Source organism: Halosolutus sp. DAT137 (assembly GCF_059736405.1).
Genome location: NZ_JCAQID010000001.1, coordinates 1,230,424 through 1,245,168, shown reverse-complemented (window position 1 = coordinate 1,245,168; position 14,745 = coordinate 1,230,424). Strand labels below are relative to the sequence as shown.

At 64.0% G+C, this 14,745-nt stretch carries 19 protein-coding genes; 15 read left to right on the top strand and 4 right to left on the bottom strand.

Annotated elements, in window-relative coordinates:
• Positions 1-134: 134 nt before the first annotated feature.
• Entirely contained in the window at positions 135-521 is a 387-nt protein-coding gene (locus AC6I6L_RS06015) for a cupin domain-containing protein (RefSeq protein WP_497916802.1), read from the bottom strand.
• A 149-nt stretch (positions 522-670) separates the two neighbouring features.
• Here AC6I6L_RS06015 and hisC point away from each other — a divergent pair, with 149 nt between their 5' ends.
• The 7 genes from hisC to AC6I6L_RS05980 all read left to right on the top strand — a co-directional run bounded on the left by hisC (position 671) and on the right by AC6I6L_RS05980 (position 5,736).
• Positions 671-1,846, top strand: a complete 1,176-nt coding sequence (gene hisC, locus AC6I6L_RS06010) for a histidinol-phosphate transaminase (RefSeq protein WP_497916801.1) — start codon at positions 671-673, stop codon at positions 1,844-1,846.
• Positions 1,843-2,388 (top strand): adenylate kinase family protein, encoded by a 546-nt coding sequence (locus tag AC6I6L_RS06005; RefSeq protein WP_497916800.1) that lies wholly within the window; start codon positions 1,843-1,845, stop codon positions 2,386-2,388. Before hisC ends, AC6I6L_RS06005 begins: the two co-directional genes overlap by 4 nt.
• Complete coding sequence (locus tag AC6I6L_RS06000; RefSeq protein ID WP_497916799.1) at positions 2,385-2,996, top strand: CDP-alcohol phosphatidyltransferase family protein; 612 nt, start codon at positions 2,385-2,387, stop codon at positions 2,994-2,996. Before AC6I6L_RS06005 ends, AC6I6L_RS06000 begins: the two co-directional genes overlap by 4 nt.
• A 94-nt stretch (positions 2,997-3,090) precedes the next feature.
• The gene (locus AC6I6L_RS05995) at positions 3,091-3,633 is read left to right on the top strand and encodes a multiprotein bridging factor aMBF1 (protein ID WP_497916798.1); all 543 of its coding nucleotides are present in this window, start codon (positions 3,091-3,093) and stop codon (positions 3,631-3,633) included.
• Positions 3,634-3,887: 254 nt separating this feature from the next.
• Positions 3,888-4,532: a triose-phosphate isomerase gene (gene tpiA / locus AC6I6L_RS05990; RefSeq protein WP_497916797.1), complete on the top strand. Its 645-nt coding sequence runs from the start codon at positions 3,888-3,890 to the stop codon at positions 4,530-4,532.
• 104 nt (positions 4,533-4,636) lie between these two features.
• Positions 4,637-5,059, top strand: coding sequence for a DUF8159 domain-containing protein (locus tag AC6I6L_RS05985; RefSeq protein WP_497916796.1), 423 nt, complete (start codon positions 4,637-4,639; stop codon positions 5,057-5,059).
• A gap of 65 nt (positions 5,060-5,124) precedes the next feature.
• The gene (locus AC6I6L_RS05980; RefSeq protein WP_497916795.1) at positions 5,125-5,736 is read left to right on the top strand and encodes a toll/interleukin-1 receptor domain-containing protein; all 612 of its coding nucleotides are present in this window, start codon (positions 5,125-5,127) and stop codon (positions 5,734-5,736) included.
• On the opposite strand, the gene AC6I6L_RS05975 is transcribed toward AC6I6L_RS05980, so the two are convergent.
• Positions 5,730-6,413, bottom strand: coding sequence for a J domain-containing protein (locus AC6I6L_RS05975; RefSeq protein WP_497916794.1), 684 nt, complete (start codon positions 6,411-6,413; stop codon positions 5,730-5,732). The two genes, AC6I6L_RS05980 and AC6I6L_RS05975, sit on opposite strands and share 7 nt — an antisense overlap.
• 482 nt (positions 6,414-6,895) lie before the next feature.
• Here AC6I6L_RS05975 and AC6I6L_RS05970 point away from each other — a divergent pair, with 482 nt between their 5' ends.
• From AC6I6L_RS05970 to AC6I6L_RS05955, 4 genes are all read left to right on the top strand, one after another.
• On the top strand, positions 6,896-7,318 hold the full coding sequence (locus AC6I6L_RS05970; RefSeq protein ID WP_497916793.1) for a DUF3054 domain-containing protein: 423 nt from the start codon (positions 6,896-6,898) through the stop codon (positions 7,316-7,318).
• A gap of 376 nt (positions 7,319-7,694) precedes the next feature.
• Positions 7,695-7,910, top strand: coding sequence for a DUF8015 family protein (locus AC6I6L_RS05965; protein ID WP_497916792.1), 216 nt, complete (start codon positions 7,695-7,697; stop codon positions 7,908-7,910).
• A gap of 55 nt (positions 7,911-7,965) precedes the next feature.
• On the top strand, positions 7,966-8,961 hold the full coding sequence (locus tag AC6I6L_RS05960) for an ornithine cyclodeaminase family protein (protein ID WP_497916791.1): 996 nt from the start codon (positions 7,966-7,968) through the stop codon (positions 8,959-8,961).
• Positions 8,962-9,166: 205 nt separating this feature from the next.
• The gene (locus AC6I6L_RS05955) at positions 9,167-10,195 is read left to right on the top strand and encodes a DHH family phosphoesterase (RefSeq protein ID WP_497916790.1); all 1,029 of its coding nucleotides are present in this window, start codon (positions 9,167-9,169) and stop codon (positions 10,193-10,195) included.
• A 3-nt stretch (positions 10,196-10,198) separates the two neighbouring features.
• On the opposite strand, the gene AC6I6L_RS05950 is transcribed toward AC6I6L_RS05955, so the two are convergent.
• Positions 10,199-10,657: an Hsp20/alpha crystallin family protein gene (locus AC6I6L_RS05950; RefSeq protein ID WP_497916789.1), complete on the bottom strand. Its 459-nt coding sequence runs from the start codon at positions 10,655-10,657 to the stop codon at positions 10,199-10,201.
• Positions 10,658-10,808: 151 nt separating this feature from the next.
• Here AC6I6L_RS05950 and AC6I6L_RS05945 point away from each other — a divergent pair, with 151 nt between their 5' ends.
• The 4 genes from AC6I6L_RS05945 to AC6I6L_RS05930 all read left to right on the top strand — a co-directional run bounded on the left by AC6I6L_RS05945 (position 10,809) and on the right by AC6I6L_RS05930 (position 13,496).
• Positions 10,809-11,489 carry a type 1 glutamine amidotransferase domain-containing protein gene (locus AC6I6L_RS05945; protein WP_497916788.1) on the top strand — a complete coding sequence of 227 codons (681 nt, stop codon included), beginning with the start codon at positions 10,809-10,811 and terminating at the stop codon, positions 11,487-11,489.
• Positions 11,490-11,586: 97 nt separating this feature from the next.
• On the top strand, positions 11,587-12,618 hold the full coding sequence (locus AC6I6L_RS05940; protein ID WP_497916787.1) for an aldo/keto reductase: 1,032 nt from the start codon (positions 11,587-11,589) through the stop codon (positions 12,616-12,618).
• Positions 12,619-12,715: 97 nt separating this feature from the next.
• A complete protein-coding gene (locus AC6I6L_RS05935) occupies positions 12,716-12,922 on the top strand; it encodes a DUF1918 domain-containing protein (protein WP_497916786.1) in 207 nt (68 codons plus the stop codon).
• 121 nt (positions 12,923-13,043) lie between these two features.
• Positions 13,044-13,496 (top strand): RNA-binding protein, encoded by a 453-nt coding sequence (locus AC6I6L_RS05930; protein WP_497916785.1) that lies wholly within the window; start codon positions 13,044-13,046, stop codon positions 13,494-13,496.
• 14 nt (positions 13,497-13,510) lie between these two features.
• On the opposite strand, the gene AC6I6L_RS05925 is transcribed toward AC6I6L_RS05930, so the two are convergent.
• Positions 13,511-14,674, bottom strand: coding sequence for a guanosine monophosphate reductase (locus tag AC6I6L_RS05925; RefSeq protein WP_497916784.1), 1,164 nt, complete (start codon positions 14,672-14,674; stop codon positions 13,511-13,513).
• Between the last annotated feature and the right edge of the window lie 71 nt (positions 14,675-14,745).

Sequence of the window (14,745 nt, the reverse complement as noted above, 5' to 3'; positions counted from 1 at the left end):
CGACTACCAGGGTGTGGCCTCGCAGTGCAACGCGCCTGATACTCCGCCTCGGCGCAGCGCCGCGTACCTGATACTCCGCCTCGGCGCAGCGCCGCGTACCTGATACTCCGCCCCGGTGAAACGCCACGTTCCGGTCACTCCGCCATTTTCGCGGCCATGTGCTCGAAGACGTGCATGTGGTCTTCGTGCGGGCTGAACAGCACGAATTCCGCATCCTCGTCGACCCAGAGGGTATGCCCTGGCGGCCAGTAAACGAGATCACCGGCCTCGTCTACTTCCGTGGTTTCGTCGGCGTACTGGACGGTGATCGACCCGCTAATCACGTAACCCCAGTGTGGACACTGGCAGGAGTCCTCGTGAAGCCCCTCCAGCAGGGGCGTAAGGTCCGTTCCGGCGCTCACTCGAAAGTGTTCTGCGGCCAACTCGCCGTATTCGGTCGCCGCGCCGAATCCCGCCTCGTGCTGGACGACCGCGTCCGGCGATTCCATGACGACCGTGAGATCTGCTTTGGACTGGTGCACTGGATATCAACTCGGTTCCGGCGAGGTGCAGTACGGGAGCGGCGGTCATGTAGGCACCTCGTGACGATCCGGCAGTCACCGACGACGCCGCGGGAACCGATCGACGATATGTAAGCACTCTTAAGACCTATCGCAAACTGGAACCCCGTATGCACCCGCGCGACCTGTCCAGACACGTCGCCTACGAGGCGGGACGCGGCATCGAGGAGGTCGCCCGCGAACTCGGGCGCGACCCCTCGGAGCTCGTCAAACTCGCCTCGAACGAGAACCCACACGGCCCCTCACCGGCGGCCGCCGTGGCGATCCGCGACACCGCCTCGACCGTCAACTCGTACCCGAAAGCCGCCCACGCCGACCTCACGGCCGCCGTCGCTGACAGATGGACCGTCGACGACGAACAGGTCTGGCTGGCAAACGGTGGCGATGGCGCGATCGACTACCTCCACCGGGCGACCCTCGAACCGGGCGACGACATTCTCGTCCCGAAACCCGGCTTCGCCTACTACGGGATGAGCGCCCGGTTCCACCACGGCGGCGTCGCGACGTACGCGCTCTCTCGGGACGACGGGTTCACACAGGACGCAGAAACCGTTCTCGATCACTACGACGGCGAGCGCGTCGTCTGGCTCACCAGCCCGCACAACCCGACGGGGACGACGACGGCGCTCGAGGAGATCGAACACCTCGCCGGGGCGACCGACGAGGAGACGCTGGTCGTCGTCGACGAGGCCTACGGCGAGTTCGCCGACGTCGACAGCGCGATCGCGCTCATCGAAGGCAGGGACGGATACGACGCCCGCGACGACGTGGCCGTCCTGCGGACGTTCTCGAAGGCGTACGGACTGGCCGGCGTTCGACTGGGCTACACGGTGGTCCCTGAGGAGTGGGCAGATGCGTACGCACGCGTGAACACGCCGTTTGCGGCGAGCGAACTCGCCTGTCGCGCCGGCCTCGCCGCGATCGACGACGACGAACACGTCGAGCGAACGGTCGAGACGACCCGATCGGCCCGGGAGTACATGGACGCACACATCGACGCCGACGTCTGGCCGAGCGAGGGGAACTTCGTGCTCGTCGACGTGGGCGACGCGACGGCGGTGGCCGAGGCGATGCAAGAGCGGGGCGTCATCGTTCGCGACTGCTCGAGTTTCGGGCTTCCGGGTTGTATCCGGATTACCTGCGGTACCGAGTCCGAGACCGAACGCGCGGTCGAGACGCTCAACGCGGTCCGTTCGGCGCTTACTGTCGATCCGGAACTGGACGCGAATCCCGAAGACGGCGAGGACGACGCCGATAGCCCAAACGCGGAGGTGTCCGATACGTGAGAGTCGCCGTTACCGGGACGCCGGGGACCGGAAAGACGACGGCGACGGAACTGCTCGAATCTCGACTCACCGCCGACGAGGACCTTTCCGCGCCCGACATCGTCCACCTCAACGCGATCCTCGAACGCGAGGAACTCTACACCGAGGTCGACACCGATCGAGAGAGTCTGGTTGCGGACCTCGACGCGCTTGCCGAGTGGCTCGATGAGTACGACGCCGGCGAGGACATCGTCGTCGAGTCCCACCTGGCCCACCGCTTCAACGCCGATCGAGTCGTCGTCCTTCGCTGTCACCCCGACGTGCTCGAGACGCGACTGTGCGATCGCGGCGAGAGCGAGGCCAAAGCCCGTGAGAACGCCGAAAGCGAGGCGCTCGACGTGATCCTCGCGGAGGCCGTCGAGGAACACGGCCTCGAAGCCGTCTACGAAATCGACACGACGGATCGATCGCCCGCAGAAGTCGCGGACGAACTCGCGGCGGTCGTCGCGGGCGAGTGCGAACCAACTGCCGGCACGGTCGACTTCGTGGGGTATCTCGAATGACGCTCGACAAGTTTCGGCCGTACGTCTCCCGGTTTCTCAACCCGTTCGTGAAGGGGTTCGATCGCGTCGGGATGACTCCCGACGGAGTGAGCATCGTCGCCTTCGGGATGGCGGTGCTGGCCGCGGCGGCGTTCCTGCTGGGCGGTCGAGCGGACCCGATCTGGTACGTCGTGGCCGCGGCGCTGGTGTTTCTGAACGGCTGGCTCGATATCGTCGACGGGGCGCTGGCCCGCGAACAGGAGGTCGCCTCCGCCGGCGGGGACCTGCTCGATCACGTCCTCGACCGGTACGCGGACATCGTCATCATCGGCGGACTGGCAGCCGGTGTCGGGGACTACCTGCTCGGCTTCCTCGCGGTCACCGGCGTCGTGATGACCTCCTATCTCGGCACGCAGGCCCAGGCCGTCGGCCTCGATCGCGTCTACGGCGGACTGGTCGGCCGTGCCGATCGACTGGCGATCATTGGCGTCGTCGGTTTTCTCGCCTATCCGCTCGCGGGCGAGTACGGCGGGCTTACGCTTGCCGGCTGGCTGCTGGTCTTTCTCGCAGCAGTTGGCCACCTGACGGCGATCCAGCGGTTCGCCTACGCCTGGGCGGCACTCGACTGATCCACCGGTCCGGGTTGATCCCGTCGCAACTGACGATCTGTAGAATCGAGAACACGCCGCATGGTTTATCACGCGCCGGGATATAGTCACCTGCATGGTTCAGTGCGAGATGTGTGGCGCCGAGACGTCGTCCCCGAAGACCATCAAAGTCGAGGGCGCGAAGCTGGACGTGTGTTCGAACTGTACCGACTTCGGAACCGAGGTGAAACAGCCCACGTCCTCGAGTTCGTCGACCAAGTACTCGACGGGATCGGGATCGTCCTCGAATTCCAGTTCAGGCGGCCAGTCCTCGGGCGGGACGACGGCCGGTTCCAGCGGGTCGAGTGCTCCGCGCCGGGACATGTTCGACGACATGGACGAACTCGCGCCCGACTACGACGATCGCGTCCGCAAGGCCCGCGAAAGCCGGGGGCTCAGCCAGTCGGAACTCGCTGACGAACTCAACGAAAAGGCGAGTCTCATCCGTAAAATCGAGCGCAGCGATACGCTCCCGAGCGATCGCGTCCAGTCGAAACTCGAGCGATTTCTCGATATCGATTTAAACGCCGAGGGTGCCTCGAGTGAGGACTCGGAGTGGTCGGGCGGGTCCTCATCGGGCAGTTACACGCTGGGCGACGTCGTCAAGCGAAAGGACTGACGGGCGGGGATCGGTTGACGGAAACAGTCCCGTTCCGTTCCGGATGTGGAGCGGGGAGTGTTCTCCGGGTAGCAGTACGTGAGAACTGATTTTACTCTCGTCCGGGTCGAACGCGGACTCAACGCGACCGTTCGACGGCACTCAGCAGGCTCGTCGGAACCGTTCGCTCTCCGGACGATCGCTCGCTTCCAGACGATCGATTCGTCCACTGTCGACTCGCAAGCTATTTTGGGGGCCGGGATAGTGTACCCGGTATGTTCGTCCTCGTCAACCTGAAGACGTATCCGTGTGATCCGGTCGCCGTCGCCAAAGCGGTCCGGGACGCCAACGAAACGACCGACGCGCGACTCGCCGTGGCCCCGCAGGCCGCTCACATCGAACGCGTCGCGGAGACGGGTGCCGAAACGTGGGCCCAACACGTCGATCCGATCGAGCACGGCTCCAACACGGGCCACACGCTCGCGGAGTCCGTCGCCGAGGCGGGTGCGGTCGGGACGCTTATCAACCACTCCGAGCAGCGGCTGAAACTCGCAGACGTCGACGGCTCCGTTCGCGCGGCCGAGCGGGCGGATCTGGAGACGGTCGTCTGTGCGAACAACCCGGCCCAGATCGGTGCCGCGGCGGCGCTCGGCCCGGACGCCGTCGCCGTCGAACCGCCGGAACTCATCGGAACGGGAACGCCGGTCAGCCAGGCGGACCCGGACATCGTCGAAGATGCGGTTGCGGCCGCCGAAGCCGTCGACGACGACGTCTCGGTGCTCTGTGGTGCCGGCATCAGCACGGGCGACGATGTCGTTGCCGCCGGCGACCTCGGCGCTGAAGGCGTGTTGCTCGCAAGCGGCGTCGCGAAAGCCGACGATCCGCAAGCGGCGCTCGAAGACCTCGTCGACCCGCTCTGAGCTGTTTACTCGCTCGGTTTTGAATCGGCCGTCCGATCGCTCTCTGATCCGTCCTCGAGCCGTCCCCCAGACCGCTTTTCTTTCTTGCACGCAAAGCACCGCGTATGACCGACGAGCATCCCGTCGAGACGGCACTCGAAAACCGCCTCATGAGCAACGGCATCTACGTCACCGCCGTCACGTGGACCGACGGCGCGGCCGCCGGAACCGCCGAGGGCGAGCAACACGACCCCGTCCACCCGTCCGACGGGGCCGGGATCTCGATCGAGTACGAGACCGTTGCCGAGACGCCTGTCGTGACGACCGGGGAGGTAAGCGCGGTGGTCCGGGCGCTCCTCTCGATCGCCGAGGAGCGCGAGTGGACGCCGGGTCGGCTGGCGGTCACGTCACTGGATACGGAAGGAAATCGACGGGGGCGCTGGCACGTCGAGGGGACCTGGTTCGAGGGACTCGGAACGGAGCTCTCGGAGCTCGAATTCTCGGAACGAGTACTGGAGACGCGAGTAAATTTTTCCGGAGAAACGTAGACACGTCCGGTGAAAAGTAGATACTTTGATAGTGGTTCGGTCGTGTTGGTTCTGTAGACCGTAGCATGACCGGCGAACAGGTATACGTTTCTCACGCCGCCTGCGATCTCGATCTCGTTCAGAACCTGTTTTCGACGGTCAAGAACTTCCCATTTGGCGTTCACATCGCCCTCGAAGAGGTCGAATCGGGTCGCTCGCGGAAGCGACTGGAAGGGCGACTCGCCAACAGCGACGTCGTCGTTGCCGTCTTGACGGAGGCGTCGGCCGACAGTCGGTGGATCAACCAGGAGATCGGCTACGCGCTGGCCAAGGGGATTCCGGTGCTTCCGCTGTATTCCGACGAGAATCTCCGGAACGGCTTTATTACCGACGTTGAAGGCGTGGCTATCAACCGGCGGAACCTTCAGGTGACGATTTTCAACCTGCTCTGTCGGCTCCGGAGCGAACTCGCACCGCTGGGTGCGCTGTCCGTTCCCAACTGGTACATCCGGTTTCCGTGTACGGTTACCGGCTGTGATCATCCGGTCACGCTCGACTTAAAAAAAGGCCAGACGAAACTCTGGAAACTCCACAAACACGGCCAGTTGCTCTCGACGGCGTGTGAAGTGTGTGAGTCGACGTACTACTTCAACCCGGCGACCATCGGCTTCGTCCGCCGCGAGGGCGGGATTCAGTGATCGGACTCCTGTAACCGATCGTAGGCCGCTTTGACGAGTTGAAACGCCGACCGACTGCCGCTTTGTTGGTCCGGATGGGCGCGCTTGACGTGCTGGTGATACGCCTCGCGGATCCGTTCCTCGCTGGCTCCTTTCTCGACGCCGAGAACGTCGCGAGCGCGTGATTTTCGCAAGTCGATCTCTCTGATGATCCCGTCGTCATCGGCGCGGTCCTTACACGTCCTACAGAGTCGTTCCTCGCGGCCGTCGATCGTGGTGACGCGAAACAGCTCCTCGGCTACCCACTCGTTGCACTGACGACAGAGTGAGTTGTCGGTTCCGTCGTCGCGGTCGGCGTCTTGGTTACTGGTTTCAGGGCCGTCGCCCGCACCAGCGTCGGCGGCGTCTCGCCACGGCGTGCTGGCTGCACAGGAGGGACAGCAATCGATCGTCGTCCCGTCGGGGAGCGTGATGGCTTCGAGATCCCGTTCGAGGACCTCGGCGCTACAGCCGTCGCACGTGTTTCGACGCTGATCGATCGTTTCGGACTTCGCCGCGGCGGCTCTCGCGTGTGGAACGCACGCCTCACAGCAGGCGACGGTCTCCCCATTTGGCATCGCCACCGTCGTCAACGTCTCGAGTGGCACCGTCCGCCCGCATCCCTCACAGCCGGCCCGCCGTTCCCCCGCCACTGTCATCAGTTCGGTGAATTGTCCTCATCCCATATCAGTCCTGTCAATTGTGAACCGTGTGCACCGTCGTGATCGCCGGATTCGGTAGGACGTGCTTACTCTATCGGGTCCGTCCCAACAGCAGCGACCGTCGCATGAATGGTACCGATAACAAAGTACGATTGTCGGCGTACTGGGGACGTGCGAGGTTCCTCCTCGCACGGAAGCGCTCTGTCCGTCGGGCGGTAGCCGGGACCGAACCGTCAACGGGTTCCTCCGCTCCTGTCAGGTTTTCGAGGTCCTTCTGACGGATCGTAATCGGGACCCCGGTCCGAACCGATGGTAGCCACTCGACGCGGTGTCCCCGATCGCCACGCAGTCGCGCGATCGGGCGAACACCGATTCGGGCGGGATGGAGACGGACCGAATCCGGCAGATCGCCCGGTCGTACCACTACACTGGCTACACATTCAGTGGCTTCTATAGGGTAGCGGTCCCGACGAAACGGTATGGATACGGTACCCGAAACGACCGCTCGCGACGGGGTCGTCGATCGCCAGACGCTGTTGATCGGTGTCGTAGATGTCGTCATCATCGTCGCGTTCGTCATCTTCGGGCAGCTCAGTCACGGTATCGACCCGATCTCGAACCCGGCCGCGTCGTTCGAAACGGTCGCTCCCTTCGTCATCGGCTGGCTCCTGATTGCGCCCCTTGCGGGCGTCTACGCGGTCGACGCAGCTTCACTCCCGAGCGTCGCTCGCGTGACATCGGTCGCCTGGATCGCCGCCGCAAACGTTGGCCTCGTCCTTCGATCGTCGCCGCTGTTCGACGGGGGTGCAACGTGGCCCTTTAACCTCGTTATGACCGGTGTCGGTCTCCTGGCACTCGTCGGCTGGCACGCCGTCTACGCGGTCGTGCGATCGAAGTGGTGAGACGACTGGCCGTCGAGGCGGCGATCGCACGCGACCCACCGCGCAAATTTTGGTCGACGTATCGATGGTCGGACACGACCTGCGATCGCTCGGTGCCACCGACCTTCGTGCGCATTCGATAGATCTGGATTCGATCGGAGTAAACCTGCGTTACAGAGCCTACAACTCCAGCTATAGACTCCTTGGAATTCTCTGGAGGCATCCCTTACCTCGCCAAGGTACGCGAAGTACAACGATTCGTAACGTTCCACTTCTTGTATATGTTTCTAATAACTTATGCAAATTCTATCTCACTGATATACATTAGAAATCGGTTCACCATAGAGCGATTATGGGAAACACTTATATGCCTATTCTTCATTGTATAGAATACATTATGACTGGATACTACGACATTGTTCTCGGCCTTATCCCAGTCGCATTGCTCGGTGTCACCGCGGCCCTGATGCTCGTTGGGATTTCGTTGACAGCGGCAGTTCCGATCGGTTCGCTGCTCTCGATGGCGATTATTGGCCACGCAATGTTCGTAAATACGCCGGCCGACGTTCCCGACGAACCCCAGTCGACCCAGCCGCCGCTCAACGCGGACTAAAACCAGTCACGTTCCTCCTCTCAGCCTTTTTGTTGTTCGCGCCCATTGGCTGGCTGTGACCGATACCGTATTTCTCACCAGCGATGACGTAACCGACCTCGCGACGCCCGCAACGTACGTCGACGCCGTCCGCGAGGGGTATCGACAGCGCGGGGAGGGCGCACCGGCCAAACCCCGGTCGCGGTTCACCCGATCGGAGCCAGCCGGCCTGCTCACCAGCTACGCGGCGATCCTCCCCGAGACGGGCGTGATGGGCGGCTACATGTACACTGCCGGCTTCGGCGCGGAAGACGCCTGGTTCGTGACGCCGCTGTTCGACGCCGAGAGCGGCGAACCCCTCGCGCTGCTCGACGGGACCAGTATGAACCCGTTCAAGACGGGTGCGGCCGGAGCCGTGGCCGTCGACGAACTCGCTCGCGAGGGCAGCGAGACGATCGGCATTATCGGCACCGGTCCCCAGGCGCGAGGACAGTTGAGGACGACGGCGACGGTCCGCGAGTTCACGGACGTTCGCGTCTACTCCCCGACGGTGGCGAATCGCGACTCCTTCGCCGCGGAGTTCGACGACCGCCTCGATGCATCGGTCCGGGCCGTCGACTCGAGCGGGGCCGCCGTCAGCGGAGCGGACGTGGTGATCACCGCCACGACGGCGAGCGAGCCGGTCTTCGACGGGGCGGCGCTCGATCCCGGAACGCACGTGACGGCGATGGGCCAGTACACCGTTGGCAAGCGCGAACTCGATACGACCACGATCGAGCGAGCGACGTACGTTCCGGACCTGCGCGATCGCGCGACGTTCGACGCGGGATCGTTCATCGCGGCCCTCGAGGCCGGGGCGGTCACCGAGGAGCACATCCACGCGGAGTTAGGAGAGGTCGTCGCTGGACGGAAACCGGGCCGCACGACCGACGAGGAGATCACCGTCTTCGACAGCGGCGGCACGGGAATCGAGACGGTCGCCGCGGCGGCCATGCTCTACGAGCGCGCCCGCGAGGCGGATCGAGGGACGGAGATCCAGTTCGCTCCGGCGAGCGAGGTGCTGACCGGCTAAGGGTTCCACTATCTCGACGGATCAGGGCGCTCCGCCGGGCGAGAGCAGCGTCTTCGATCGCGTGGTAGCGAATCGTACGGGCGGTGCCATGTCTCGCCAGATGTCGAGATACGAGAAGATTACCGCGAGTCAACGATCGGTTGGCAGCGGATCGCTGTCGCGATCGGTGATGGCCTTCAAACCGCTCCATCTCGTAGGAGAATGTATGTCTCGTACAGCCGAGTTGTCGTCCGTTCTGGCGGAGATCGATTCGCTAGTAATCGTCTGTCACGACAACCCGGACCCAGACTGTCTCGCAAGCGCACTCGCGCTCGAGACGATCGCGGCCGAACAGAGCGTCGAGGAGGTGACGATTGCCTACGGTGGCGAGATCTCACACCAGCAAAACCGGGCCTTCGTCGACATGCTCGATATCGATGCACACCCGCTTTCGGAGACAGATATCGCGGCCGACGATCGGATCGCGTTCGTCGACCACTCCCGTCCCGGTGTGAACACCGAACTCGACGATTCGATCGAACCCGATATCGTCGTCGACCACCATCCGGGGCCAGCGGTCGGTGCGACGTTCGAGGACGTCCGAATCGAGTACGGGGCCACGGCGACTCTCTTTATCGAATACCTGAACGAACTGGAGATCGATTTCGGCACGCGACTGGCCTCGGCGCTGCTCTTTGCGCTTCACCGGGAACGACTGGATTTTGTCCGGAATCCGACCCGACGCGAGTACGAGGCTGCCCTTACGGTCTACGGCGAGGCCGACCTGGTCACGCTCGAGCAACTGTACGGCAGCGCGTTCTCCGCGGCGACGATCGACGCAATCGGCCGAGCGATCGCAAACCGCGAACGGCGGGGCACCTCGCTGGTCGCGAACGTCGGGGAGACCTCCGAAACCGATGCCCTGCCGCAGGCGGCGGACTACCTGCTCAATCTCGAAGGGGTGGATACGGTGCTCGCCTTCGGCGTCGTCGACGGTGCCGTCCGCCTGAGCGCGCGGTCGATCGACCCCGACGTTCACATGGGCGACGCCCTGAAGAAGGGATTCGAAGAACTCGGTTCCGTCGGCGGCCACCACGACATGGCCGGGGGCCAGATCGCACTCGGGGGTCTCGGTGCCGCCGGCGACTCGGATACCGGCGTCGCCGCCGACGCCGACGGAGAAGACGATCGCCTGCCGAAACTCGAGGAGAGCCTGGCGCGGCGGTTTTTCGATGCGCTCGGAGTGGCCGGCTAGCGGTCACTCGATGTCGATCGGTTGGCCCTCGGTTGCCGGGTCGCGTTTCGGAAGGCTGATCGTGAGGATGCCGTTGTTCAGACTCGCCTGTCCATCGTCGACGTCGACCGGTTCCGGAAGGACGAGCCGACGACTGAACGATCGTTGGGTTCGCTCTCTGCGGAGGAACTGGTCGTCACCCTCCTCGAGTTCGTGTTCGCGCTCCCCCGTAACCGACAGTCGATCGCCCGACACGTGGATGTCGATATCGTCTGTTTCGTAGCCGGGGACGTCGACGGTGACGACGAACTCGCTGCCCTCGTCAGCGAGGTCGAGACTCGTCCCGGAGTCGTCGGCCGACATCCCGAACTCCGATCGGTTCTCGAGGCCGCTCTCCCAGGACTGGGTGGCGGTTTCGATCTGTCGGTTCAGTCGACCGAGCAGTTCCTCGATGCCGTCGAACGGGCTGGATCGGTCTGCCATGTTCTCACCGTCTATCGTAGGGTATCGACGGCGAAAAAGGCCACCTTCGACGGTCGTGATGGTCCGGTCACCGAACAGGTCCATTGCCTGAGTTGCGGCAGAACCGAGGGGTGGGCAGGGGACTTTCAGGCTGCCCGGCGTAGACCGGAATATGACCGACGCACTGTTCATCGTCAGTGAGGAGGGCTACTGGGGCGAAGAATGCATCGAGCCGCTGGAAACCCTCTCTGCGGCCGGCGTCGAGATCACCGTTGCCACGCCGTCGGGACGCCCGCCACAGATCGACGATCGATCGATCGATCCCGAGCAGGTCGGAGAAGAAACCGCGACCCGCGTACAGGAGATCCACGAGACGGACGAGCGGTTGAACGACCCAATTCCGACGGCCAGGGTGGATCCCGAGGTGTACGACGCCGTCGTCTACCCCGGCGGGCACGGGACTGAGTGGGACGTCAACCAGGACAGCGACGCCCGCGCGATCCTCCGGGAGACGGTCGAGGGAGATGCCGGCAAAGCGCTGGTCGTCTGTCACGCCGTCGGCATTCTGGCGTTTACCCGCGACAGCAACGGTGCGTTCCTCGCCCACGATCGGGACGTCACCGGCTTCCCCAACGAGTGGGAGGAGGGAATCGTCGACGAAAACGACTGCATGCCGAGCGGTCGGAAACTCCCCTACTGGGTCGAAGACGAGGTGAAAACCGTCGGTGCCAACTGGGACGCCGAACTCGACGCCGACGAAAGCGTCACCGTCGACGGCGACCTCGTCACGGCCCGCGGTCCGGAATCGTCGAGCGCCGCCGCGCGGACGCTACTCGACGAACTCGGCCTGTAACAGCTCCCGGACGAACAAGCAGACGACGAGCCGGTACCTCCCAGAGAGGTTTGCCGGCCACGTCAGGGTTTAGTGGGTTCCGGGGGTGGCCCCACGTATGGAATACACGCGGCTCGGCTCGACCGGGACGACCGTCTCACAGCTCTGTTTCGGCACGTGGCGCTTCGGTCGCGAGACCGGCGGCGTCGTCGAAACCGATCGAGACCAGGCCCACGAACTGCTCGATGCGGCCTGGGATCGCGGCATCAACTTCATCGACACGGCGAACGTCTACGGGACTCCCAACGGCACCAGCGAGGAGTACATCGGCGAGTGGCTCGCCGATCACGACCGAGAAGACCTCGTCATCGCCTCGAAGGTGTACTTCCCCTTCGACGGCTGGGGCGAACCCGGACCGAACGACTCCGGTCTCGGCCGGAAACACATCCGGGCCCAGATCGAGGGCACGCTTGATCGACTCGACACCGACTACCTCGACCTGTACTACATCCACCGCTGGGACGAGGAGACGCCGATCGAAGAGACGCTGTCGACGCTCGACGCGCTCGTCGAGGAGGGAACAGTCCACCACCTCGGCGCGTCGACGATGGCCGCCTGGCAACTCACGAAGGCGCTGTGGAAAAGCGACGTCGAAGATTACGAGCGATTCGAGGTCACCCAGCCGCTGTACCACGCCGGCTACCGCGACGATATCAAAGACTACCTCGATGTCTGTGCCGATCAGGACCTCGCGGTCTGTCCGTACTCGCCGCTCGCGGGCGGCTTCCTCACCGGGAAATACGAGCGCGTCGACGAGAACGACCCGACGCGATTCGAGGGTCCCGACGGCGCGCGCGGCTCGATCGACGATCGCTTCGAGGATTTCTACCTCTCCGAACGCGGCTGGCGCGTGCTGGACGAACTCAGGGCGATCGCTGACGAGTGTGACGCCACGCCGGCACAGGTCGCCCTGCGCTGGCTGATCGAACAACAGGAGATCACCTGCGTCCCGATCGTCGGTGCCCGAACCGTCGACCAACTCGACGAGAACGTCGGCGCGGTCGATCTTTCCCTGTCGGACGAGCAGTTCAACCGGATCGTCGACGCCCGATATGACGAGGCGGGCAGGCGGTGGGGCCACCGATCATAGTCCGGCTGTGGGGCCTGAGCCGTCTCGCACTGCCTCCCGATCGTCCGCCTTGCCGTGAATCAGTCCCTTTTTACGCGACGGCGGGGAATCATCGGCTATGAGCTTCGAGAAAGACGACCAGGTCGTCTTGCACGACGAGCACAGCGAGTTCGACGGCGAAACCGGGACCATCACCCAGACGATGGAGTCGATGTTCGGCGACGTGACCTACACGATCAGCTTCGAGGACGGACAGGAAGCCGGCGTTCCCGAGGACGCACTCGAGGCGGCGGACGATGCTGACGACGACGAAGACGACGAATAAGCGAGTTCCCGGCCGGAGCCGGCACTCGACCCACGATCGACTCACGCTCGAACCGCGACTGCCCCTACACTCGAATCGCGATCGACTCACACTCGACCCGCCACCGAACCACTGATCGCAGATGCCACAGATTCCGCTTCACTACGTCGATTTACGCACGTTCTGCTACGCCACCGAGGACGAGAAACGCGTCGAGGAGGCGCTGCGAACCTTCCTCCCAGAGGGCGACGACGAACCGTTCGAGATCGATCGCGCGGAGAGCGAGGGCCACTACGGCGATCGAATCCTCGTCCTTTCGGCTCGAGTCGAGAACGCGGACGACATCCGTCACGTTCTCTCCCGACTTGCCAAACTCGAGGAGTTCGATACGCTGATCGACGAACTCGACGAACGGGTGACCGAGAACACCGAACTCTTCTTGCGACTGGACAAGCAGGCCGCTTTCAGCGGTGACGTTCGACTCGGTGAGGGAATCACGTTCCGAGCAAAAGTCGAGGCCTACCCCGCAAAGAAAGAGCAGGCCGTCGAGAACGCCGAGGAGGTCCTCGAACGCTTGCACGAGGACGGCGTCTAGACGATCTCGTCACCTCAGTCGAGGGTCGCGCTTTCGTCGCCTCCGTCGGCAGCCGCGGTCTCGTCGCTTTCGTCCGCGGTCGCGCTTTCCTCGGCCGTTCCCGGATCTCCGGCAGCCGCGAGCGTACTGTCGACGCTGACGCCTTCCCAGTCGTGGTCCGTGTGGTATCCTTCGCGCTCTTTTGCACTGGCCGCAACGCGGATGAATTCTGCCTTTTTGCGAGCAGACTCGATCGTGTGGCCGCCACAGTAGGAGAGCCCGGACTGGATCCCCGCACAGAACTCCTCGACGACGCCGGCGACGGGACCTTTGTACGGCGTCAGTGCTTCGACGCCCTCGTCTGCGCGTACGGTGTTTTCCTTGTCGTCGCGCTCCTCGGCCGCAGTCGTGGTCGCCATTCCCCGCGATCGCTTGTACCGGGTGCCGTCGACGACGACCTCCTCGCTCGGTGCCGCGTCGGTGCCCGCAAAGAGGCTGCCGAGCATCACGGTGTCCGCGCCCGCCATGAGCGCCTTCACGGCATCGCCCGACGTGCGGATGCCACCGTCGGCACAGATCGTCACGTCCAGCTCGTCGGCTGCCGTCGCACAGTCGTCGACGGCGGTTAGCTGGGGGACGCCCACGCCGGCGACCTTCCGGGTCGTACAGTGCGATCCGGGACCGATACCGACTTTCACGCAGTCAGCACCGGCCGCGGCAAGATCCTGGACGCCGGCAGGGGTCGCGACGTTGCCCGCGACGAGGTCGATATCCGGAAATTCCTCGCGTAGCGTCTCGACGGCCGCGATCGTTCGTTCGAGGTGACCGTGGGCCACGTCGACGACGATGACGTCGACGCCAGCCTCGATCAGGCCGGCACTCCGTTCGACGTAGTCCTCGTTGATCCCCACCGCAGCACCGACCCGTTCGCCGGCAGCACTGACCCGCGAGACCTCCTCGGCCTGCTCTGTGGGCGTGAGAAACCGGTGAATAACGCCGATTCCACCGGCTCGCGAGAGTTCGATCGCAAGGTCGGCTTCCGTTACGGTGTCCATCGCAGCAGAGACCAGCGGCGTCTCCAGTTCGATCGACGGCGTGAGCGCCGTGGCGAGGTCGACGTCGCTGCGGCTCTCGACCGACGATCGGTTCGGGACGAGGAGTACGTCTCCGTAGCTTACCCCGGTGCGTAGCTCGTTCATGACCCCTCTGTACTAGCATCTGCTGTTGAATAAGGCTCCCGCCGCTCGCTCGTACACCCGGTGTCCGGACT

What these genes read in the sequence shown, in the direction of transcription:
- AC6I6L_RS05980 (WP_497916795.1), top strand. Translation starts at nt 5,125, where the DNA reads ATGACCGGCGAACAGGTATACGTTTCTCACGCCGCCTGCGATCTCGAT.
- AC6I6L_RS05945 (WP_497916788.1), top strand. Translation starts at nt 10,809, where the DNA reads ATGACCGACGCACTGTTCATCGTCAGTGAGGAGGGCTACTGGGGCGAA.
- AC6I6L_RS05935 (WP_497916786.1), top strand. Translation starts at nt 12,716, where the DNA reads ATGAGCTTCGAGAAAGACGACCAGGTCGTCTTGCACGACGAGCACAGC.
- AC6I6L_RS05925 (WP_497916784.1), bottom strand. Translation starts at nt 14,674, where the DNA reads ATGAACGAGCTACGCACCGGGGTAAGCTACGGAGACGTACTCCTCGTC.
- AC6I6L_RS05985 (WP_497916796.1), top strand. Translation starts at nt 4,637, where the DNA reads ATGACCGACGAGCATCCCGTCGAGACGGCACTCGAAAACCGCCTCATG.
- AC6I6L_RS05940 (WP_497916787.1), top strand. Translation starts at nt 11,587, where the DNA reads ATGGAATACACGCGGCTCGGCTCGACCGGGACGACCGTCTCACAGCTC.
- AC6I6L_RS06000 (WP_497916799.1), top strand. Translation starts at nt 2,385, where the DNA reads ATGACGCTCGACAAGTTTCGGCCGTACGTCTCCCGGTTTCTCAACCCG.
- hisC (WP_497916801.1), top strand. Translation starts at nt 671, where the DNA reads ATGCACCCGCGCGACCTGTCCAGACACGTCGCCTACGAGGCGGGACGC.
- AC6I6L_RS05995 (WP_497916798.1), top strand. Translation starts at nt 3,091, where the DNA reads ATGGTTCAGTGCGAGATGTGTGGCGCCGAGACGTCGTCCCCGAAGACC.
- AC6I6L_RS05970 (WP_497916793.1), top strand. Translation starts at nt 6,896, where the DNA reads ATGGATACGGTACCCGAAACGACCGCTCGCGACGGGGTCGTCGATCGC.
- AC6I6L_RS05975 (WP_497916794.1), bottom strand. Translation starts at nt 6,413, where the DNA reads ATGACAGTGGCGGGGGAACGGCGGGCCGGCTGTGAGGGATGCGGGCGG.
- AC6I6L_RS05965 (WP_497916792.1), top strand. Translation starts at nt 7,695, where the DNA reads ATGACTGGATACTACGACATTGTTCTCGGCCTTATCCCAGTCGCATTG.
- AC6I6L_RS05955 (WP_497916790.1), top strand. Translation starts at nt 9,167, where the DNA reads ATGTCTCGTACAGCCGAGTTGTCGTCCGTTCTGGCGGAGATCGATTCG.
- AC6I6L_RS05930 (WP_497916785.1), top strand. Translation starts at nt 13,044, where the DNA reads ATGCCACAGATTCCGCTTCACTACGTCGATTTACGCACGTTCTGCTAC.
- tpiA (WP_497916797.1), top strand. Translation starts at nt 3,888, where the DNA reads ATGTTCGTCCTCGTCAACCTGAAGACGTATCCGTGTGATCCGGTCGCC.
- AC6I6L_RS05950 (WP_497916789.1), bottom strand. Translation starts at nt 10,657, where the DNA reads ATGGCAGACCGATCCAGCCCGTTCGACGGCATCGAGGAACTGCTCGGT.